Annotated in this window: 5 protein-coding genes, 1 tRNA gene and 2 rRNA genes; 5 read left to right on the forward strand and 3 right to left on the reverse strand. The window is 44.0% G+C overall.

Features of this window, described 5'->3' with window-relative positions:
* Positions 1-147: 147 nt before the first annotated feature.
* The 5 genes from leuA (at position 148) to B9J84_RS10635 (ending at position 5,856) form a co-directional block, all read left to right on the forward strand.
* Positions 148-1,695, forward strand: coding sequence for a 2-isopropylmalate synthase (gene leuA / locus B9J84_RS10615; protein ID WP_013856011.1), 1,548 nt, complete (start codon positions 148-150; stop codon positions 1,693-1,695).
* Positions 1,696-1,768: 73 nt separating this feature from the next.
* Positions 1,769-2,860: a 3-isopropylmalate dehydrogenase gene (gene leuB / locus B9J84_RS10620; protein WP_019282467.1), complete on the forward strand. Its 1,092-nt coding sequence runs from the start codon at positions 1,769-1,771 to the stop codon at positions 2,858-2,860.
* Positions 2,861-2,919: 59 nt separating this feature from the next.
* A complete protein-coding gene (gene leuC / locus B9J84_RS10625; RefSeq protein ID WP_088732862.1) occupies positions 2,920-4,341 on the forward strand; it encodes a 3-isopropylmalate dehydratase large subunit in 1,422 nt (473 codons plus the stop codon).
* Positions 4,342-4,355: 14 nt separating this feature from the next.
* Entirely contained in the window at positions 4,356-4,958 is a 603-nt protein-coding gene (gene leuD / locus B9J84_RS10630; protein WP_017042706.1) for a 3-isopropylmalate dehydratase small subunit, read from the forward strand.
* Positions 4,959-5,070: 112 nt separating this feature from the next.
* Complete coding sequence (locus B9J84_RS10635) at positions 5,071-5,856, forward strand: DUF547 domain-containing protein (RefSeq protein ID WP_094124093.1); 786 nt, start codon at positions 5,071-5,073, stop codon at positions 5,854-5,856.
* Positions 5,857-5,896: 40 nt separating this feature from the next.
* Here B9J84_RS10635 and rrf (B9J84_RS10640) read toward each other — a convergent pair.
* The 3 genes from rrf (B9J84_RS10640) to rrf (B9J84_RS10650) all read right to left on the reverse strand — a co-directional run bounded on the left by rrf (B9J84_RS10640) (position 5,897) and on the right by rrf (B9J84_RS10650) (position 6,302).
* Positions 5,897-6,012: ribosomal RNA gene (rrf, locus tag B9J84_RS10640) — 5S ribosomal RNA — on the reverse strand.
* Positions 6,013-6,043: 31 nt separating this feature from the next.
* Positions 6,044-6,119 (reverse strand) — tRNA-Thr (locus tag B9J84_RS10645).
* A gap of 67 nt (positions 6,120-6,186) precedes the next feature.
* Positions 6,187-6,302: ribosomal RNA gene (rrf, locus tag B9J84_RS10650) — 5S ribosomal RNA — on the reverse strand.
* Positions 6,303-6,358: the final 56 nt, after the last annotated feature.

The following is a 6,358-nucleotide window of genomic DNA, read 5'->3' on the forward strand; positions in this document are numbered from 1 at the left end:
GCCTGCTCCTTATCGTGAACCATTCGCGCGGGTAGGTTGTGGAAGAAAAACACCACACAAGATGACAAGAGCCCGCACTGAGATGCGGGTTTTTTTATAACTATATTTAGGAAGTAAACGATTAACCATCGGTGCAAGGGAGCAAACATGAATAATCAAGTCATTATATTCGACACCACATTACGTGATGGCGAACAAGCTTTGTCAGCAAGCTTAACCGTTAAAGAAAAACTGCAGATTGCTTACGCATTAGAGCGCCTTGGTGTTGATGTTATTGAAGCAGGTTTTCCAGTTTCCTCCCCTGGTGATTTTGAATCGGTCAAAACGATTGCCAAACACATTAAAAACAGCCGCGTCTGCGCGCTTTCTCGCGCGGTAGCAAAAGATATTGATGCAGCAGCCGAAGCTCTGAAAGTCGCCGATGCTTTTCGTATCCATACGTTTATTTCAACCTCAACCATTCATGTGCAAGATAAATTGCGCCGCAGTTATGATGATGTGCTCGAGATGGCAGTCAGTGCGGTGAAACACGCCCGTAACTACACCGATGACGTCGAATTTTCCTGTGAAGATGCGGGCCGAACGCCCATTGATAATCTCTGTAGAATGGTCGAAGCCGCAATTAATGCCGGAGCTAAGACCATCAATATTCCAGACACGGTCGGTTATACTGTTCCTAGCGAATTTGGTGGCATTATTCAGATGCTGTTTGAGCGAGTCCCTAACATAGATAAAGCCATTATTTCCGTTCATTGCCACGATGACTTGGGAATGTCAGTCGCAAACTCGATTGCCGCTGTACAGGCTGGCGCAAGGCAAATAGAAGGTACCATCAACGGTATTGGTGAGCGCGCTGGTAACTGTTCACTGGAAGAGATCGCGATGATCATCAAAACTCGTCAAGAATTCCTCGGCGTACATACTGGCTTAAAGCATGATGAGATCCACCGCACCAGTAAGTTGGTCAGCCAACTGTGCAATATGCCGATTCAAAGTAACAAAGCGATTGTCGGTGCCAACGCATTTAGCCACTCGTCAGGCATTCATCAAGATGGCATGTTGAAGAACAAAAACACTTACGAAATCATGACTCCAGAGTCAATTGGCCTAAAAAACCAAGCGCTGAACTTAACGAGCCGCAGTGGCCGCGCCGCAGTAAAAAGCCATATGGATAGCATGGGTTACAATGAAAACGAATACAACCTCAATGCCTTGTATGAAGATTTCTTAAAATTGGCAGATCGTAAAGGCCAAGTGTTTGACTATGACTTAGAAGCGTTGATGCACTTTTCAAATCTGCGTGATGAAGACGATTTCTACAAATTGAACTATTTGAGTGTTCAATCAGGCAGTGTTATGGCGACCACCAGTATTAAATTGCTTTGTGGTGATGAAGAAAAATGTGAAGCTGCCGTTGGTAATGGCCCTGTCGATGCGCTTTACCAATGTATTTACCGTCTAACTGGCTATGAGATCGTATTGGATAAATTTGACCTTACCGCCAAGGGCGAAGGTGAAGATGGACTCGGGCAAGCCGATATTATTGCCAACTACAAAGGGCGAAAATATCACGGTACAGGCGTCTCTACGGATATTGTCGAAGCATCAGGACAAGCCTTATTGCACGTGATCAATAGCATTCATCGTGCCGATCAAATTGCAGAAATTAAACAAAAGAAAGTGGCAACCGTTTAACGTACCTAGATTAGAGCTTTCAGTCTTTAGAGCTCACTGGGGCAAGCAAATATAAAAATAGTAAAGGACTAACATGACAGACAAAACATACAAAATTGCCGTTCTTGCAGGTGATGGTATCGGCCCAGAAGTAATGCAACAAGCACACAAGGTATTGGATGCGATTGAAAAAAAACATGCTATCCGGTTTGCTAGAGAAGAACATGATGTCGGCGGGATTGCGATTGATAACCACGGTTGCCCGCTACCTGAAAGCACCATTAAAGGATGTGAAGAAGCAGACGCCGTATTGTTTGGTTCCGTAGGCGGTCCTAAATGGGAGCATTTACCACCCAACGACCAACCAGAACGCGGCGCTCTCCTACCGCTTCGCAAACATTTTCAACTGTTTTGTAACTTGCGTCCTGCTCAAATTCACTCAGGCTTAGAAAGCTTTTCTCCTTTACGATCCGATATCTCCGATCGTGGCTTCGATATTGTGGTTGTTCGGGAATTGACTGGTGGTATTTATTTTGGCCAACCCAAAGGACGAGAAGGCGAAGGGGCAAATGAAAAAGCATTTGATACCGAAGTTTACCACCGCTACGAAATCGAACGCATTGCAAAAATAGCGTTTGAGTCCGCACGATTACGTCGTAAAAAAGTATGCTCAGTCGATAAAGCGAACGTATTACAAAGCTCTATCTTATGGCGTGAGGTCGTGGAAGAGATCGCAAAAGATTATCCAGACGTCGAGCTTTCACACATTTATATCGATAATGCCACTATGCAGCTCATTAAAGATCCCTCTCAATTTGATGTCATGCTGTGCTCTAATATTTTTGGTGACATCATTTCCGATGAATGCGCCATGATCACAGGCTCAATGGGCATGCTACCTTCCGCTAGCCTTAATGAAAGCAATTTCGGTCTCTATGAGCCAGCAGGTGGCTCTGCACCTGATATCGCAGGAAAGAACATTGCTAACCCAGTTGCACAAATTCTTTCCGCCGCTTTAATGCTACGTTATAGCTTGGGCGAAGAAAGTGCCGCTCAAGCTATCGAAAATGCCGTATCAAAGGCGCTTACCGCAGGAGAACTCACCGCAGATCTTGCCAGTGGTAAAGCGGCACTTTCAACCTCTGAAATGGGCGATAAAATTGCCAGCTATATTTTAAACTCATAATTAGTAGGACTAGGCTCGCCTAGTCCTTTATAAAGCTCAAAGAGCTCAAGGAAGAAGCAATGTCGCAAGCAAAAACCTTATACGAAAAAATTTATGATGCCCACATTGCGGTATCAGCTGAAGGGGAAACCCCCATCCTTTATATCGATCGTCATCTCGTTCATGAAGTGACATCACCGCAAGCATTTGATGGTTTACGCGAAAAGGGACGTAAAGTTCGTCAGACGAGTAAAACATTCGCTACCATGGACCATAACGTTTCAACCACCACAAAAGACATTAATGCCTCGGGTGAGATGGCTCGAATCCAAATGGAAACACTGTCAAAGAACTGTGCTGAGTTTGGCGTAACACTCTACGACTTAAATCATAAATACCAAGGCATCGTTCATGTCATGGGGCCAGAATTAGGTATTACTCTTCCCGGTATGACCATTGTCTGCGGTGACTCACACACAGCAACACATGGCGCATTTGGCTCGTTAGCGTTTGGCATCGGTACGTCAGAAGTTGAGCACGTACTTGCAACCCAAACATTGAAACAAGCTCGCGCGAAAACGATGAAAATTGAGGTGACAGGCAAAGTCGCTCCAGGCATCACCGCTAAAGATATCGTGCTAGCCATTATAGGTAAAACAACGGCGGCCGGTGGTACAGGCTATGTCGTTGAATTTTGTGGTGAAGCGATTACCGATCTTTCAATGGAAGGTCGTATGACGGTGTGCAATATGGCGATTGAGCTTGGAGCAAAAGCCGGTCTTATCGCCCCTGATCAGACTACTTTCGACTACATTAAAGGTCGCAAATTTTCTCCTCAAGGAAGCGATTTAGAAGCCGCCATTGAGTACTGGGCAACGCTAAAAACCGATGATAATGCCAAATTCGATGCAGTCGTTACCCTAAATGCCGCGGACATCAAACCACAAGTAACGTGGGGCACAAACCCAGGGCAAGTAATTGCTGTCGACGAAACCATTCCATCTCCTGATAGCTTTAGTGATCCTGTCGAAAAAGCATCAGCAGAAAAAGCACTGGCGTATATGGGACTGGAAGCAGGTAAATCCTTGTCAGACTATAAAGTGGATAAAGTCTTTGTCGGTTCTTGCACAAACTCACGTATTGAAGATATGCGAGCAGCAGCTCAAGTCGCGAAAGGTAAAAAAGTCGCACCACACGTTCAAGCATTGATTGTTCCAGGTTCAGAGCAAGTTAAAGCGCAAGCGGAAGCGGAAGGCTTGGATAAAATATTTATTGAAGCGGGTTTTGAATGGCGCTTGCCGGGCTGTTCAATGTGCTTGGCTATGAACAATGACAGGCTCGGTGCAGGTGAACGCTGTGCATCAACATCCAACCGCAATTTTGAAGGCCGCCAAGGTCGAGATGGACGCACACATTTAGTCAGTCCTGCAATGGCCGCCGCCGCCGCCATCGCTGGACACTTTGTCGATATCCGTAATATTCATTCTTCAACACTCAACTAAACAGGGGATCACCAATGTCAGGTTTTAAACAGCACACAGGTTTGGTCGTTCCTCTTGATGCAGCGAACGTCGATACAGATGCCATTATCCCTAAGCAATTTTTACAGAAAGTAAATCGCACTGGTTTTGGCAAACACCTTTTTCATGATTGGCGTTTTCTAGATGACGCAGGTCAGCAACCAAATCCAAATTTTGTCATGAATAAACCTCGCTATGAAGGAGCGAGCATTCTACTTGCTCGTGAAAACTTTGGGTGTGGTTCTTCACGAGAACATGCCCCTTGGGCTTTAGCGGATTACGGCATCAAAGCCATGATTGCACCCAGTTTTGCGGATATTTTTTATGGTAACTCAATCAATAACCAAATGGTTCCAGTCCGCCTTACAGAGCAAGAAGTTGATGAAATATTCCAATTTGTTGAAGGAAATGAAGGTGCTCAACTAACTGTAGATCTTGAACGAATGGAAGTTAAAGCCAATGGAAAAACATACTCATTTGAAATTGATGAATTTCGTCGCCATTGCTTACTTAATGGATTAGACAATATCGGTTTGACGCTACAGCACGAAGATAAAATCGCTGATTATGAAACAAAAATTCCTAGCTTTTTGAAATAGCGAGTATCGATTTAATTTCCAGAGGTTGGTGTAGATGCATCAACCTTTTCTTTTATCTGAAATTTATCAATCCCTACCTAGGTCATATAACCTATGAGATGAGAGGTAAACGATGAAATATCTATTAACGCTATGTTTGACACTCGGGTCAACGAATGTATTTTCTGCTCCTAAATCACAGCTATGGGATTATTGGAACTCTAGTAATGAAGAAAATACACAAGCCATTTCACATCAAATTTGGCAGACAACACTTGATACTTATCTAATCCAAGAAAATCACAACAACCTCTTCGATTATCAAAGGGTCAACTCAAAAGATAAAGAGCAATTAGAGCTCTATATTTCACAATTATCAGCTCTTGATCCAAGAGAGTATGCAAAGCTGGAACAATATGCTTACTGGGTCAACTTATATAATGCCTTAACAGTTAACTTAATCGTCGATCATTACCCAATACCATCCATCACTAAACTGGGAGGATTTTTCTCATTTGGCCCTTGGGAACAAAAGATCATTACCATCAATCAAAAAGAGCTGACTCTCAATGATATTGAACATCGAATTTTAAGACCCATTTGGAAAGATCCTCGAACCCATTATGCGGTCAACTGCGCAAGCCTTGGCTGTCCAAACTTACAAAAGCAGGCTTTCACAGCAGAAAATACTGAATTATTACTGGAGAAATCAGCCACTGAGTTTATCAATAGCGAAAAAGGAGTAAAGGTCACCAATGATAAATGGGTTCTGTCTTCTATTTATGACTGGTTTGCTGAAGATTTTGGAACGAAACAGCAATTATTTGCGCACTTAGTGCAGTACAACAAGGCACTAAAAAGCGAGAAAAAGAGTATCAGCTATCACTATGATTGGACATTGAATGATACGAATAGATAGAAAAAAACCTCAGCATTTCTGCTGAGGTTTCGTAATTCAAACCTGGCGATGTCCTACTCTCACATGGGGAGACCCCACACTACCATCGGCGCTGTTGTGTTTCACTTCTGAGTTCGGCATGGGTTCAGGTGGGTCCACAACGCTATGGTCGCCAAGCAAATTCTTTTAGCTTACAGAGCTATAAAACTGGTGCTGATACCCAGAATCGAACTGGGGACCTCATCCTTACCAAGGATGCGCTCTACCGACTGAGCCATATCAGCACACTGTATCTTGTGTCACAAGTGACTAAAAAGCCCGCTCTTACAAACGGGCTCTTATAAATTCAAAGCCTGGCGATGTCCTACTCTCACATGGGGAGACCCCACACTACCATCGGCGCTGTTGTGTTTCACTTCTGAGTTCGGCATGGAGTCAGGTGGGTCCACAACGCTATGGTCGCCAAGCAAATTTCTTAATTCGGAAAGCTGTTTCGTTCTCATTCACACATTCAATGTTCTTC

It is taken from the genome of Vibrio sp. V03_P4A6T147 (genome assembly GCF_002241085.1).
In the GTDB taxonomy this organism is placed as follows: Bacteria; Pseudomonadota; Gammaproteobacteria; order Enterobacterales; family Vibrionaceae; genus Vibrio; species Vibrio anguillarum.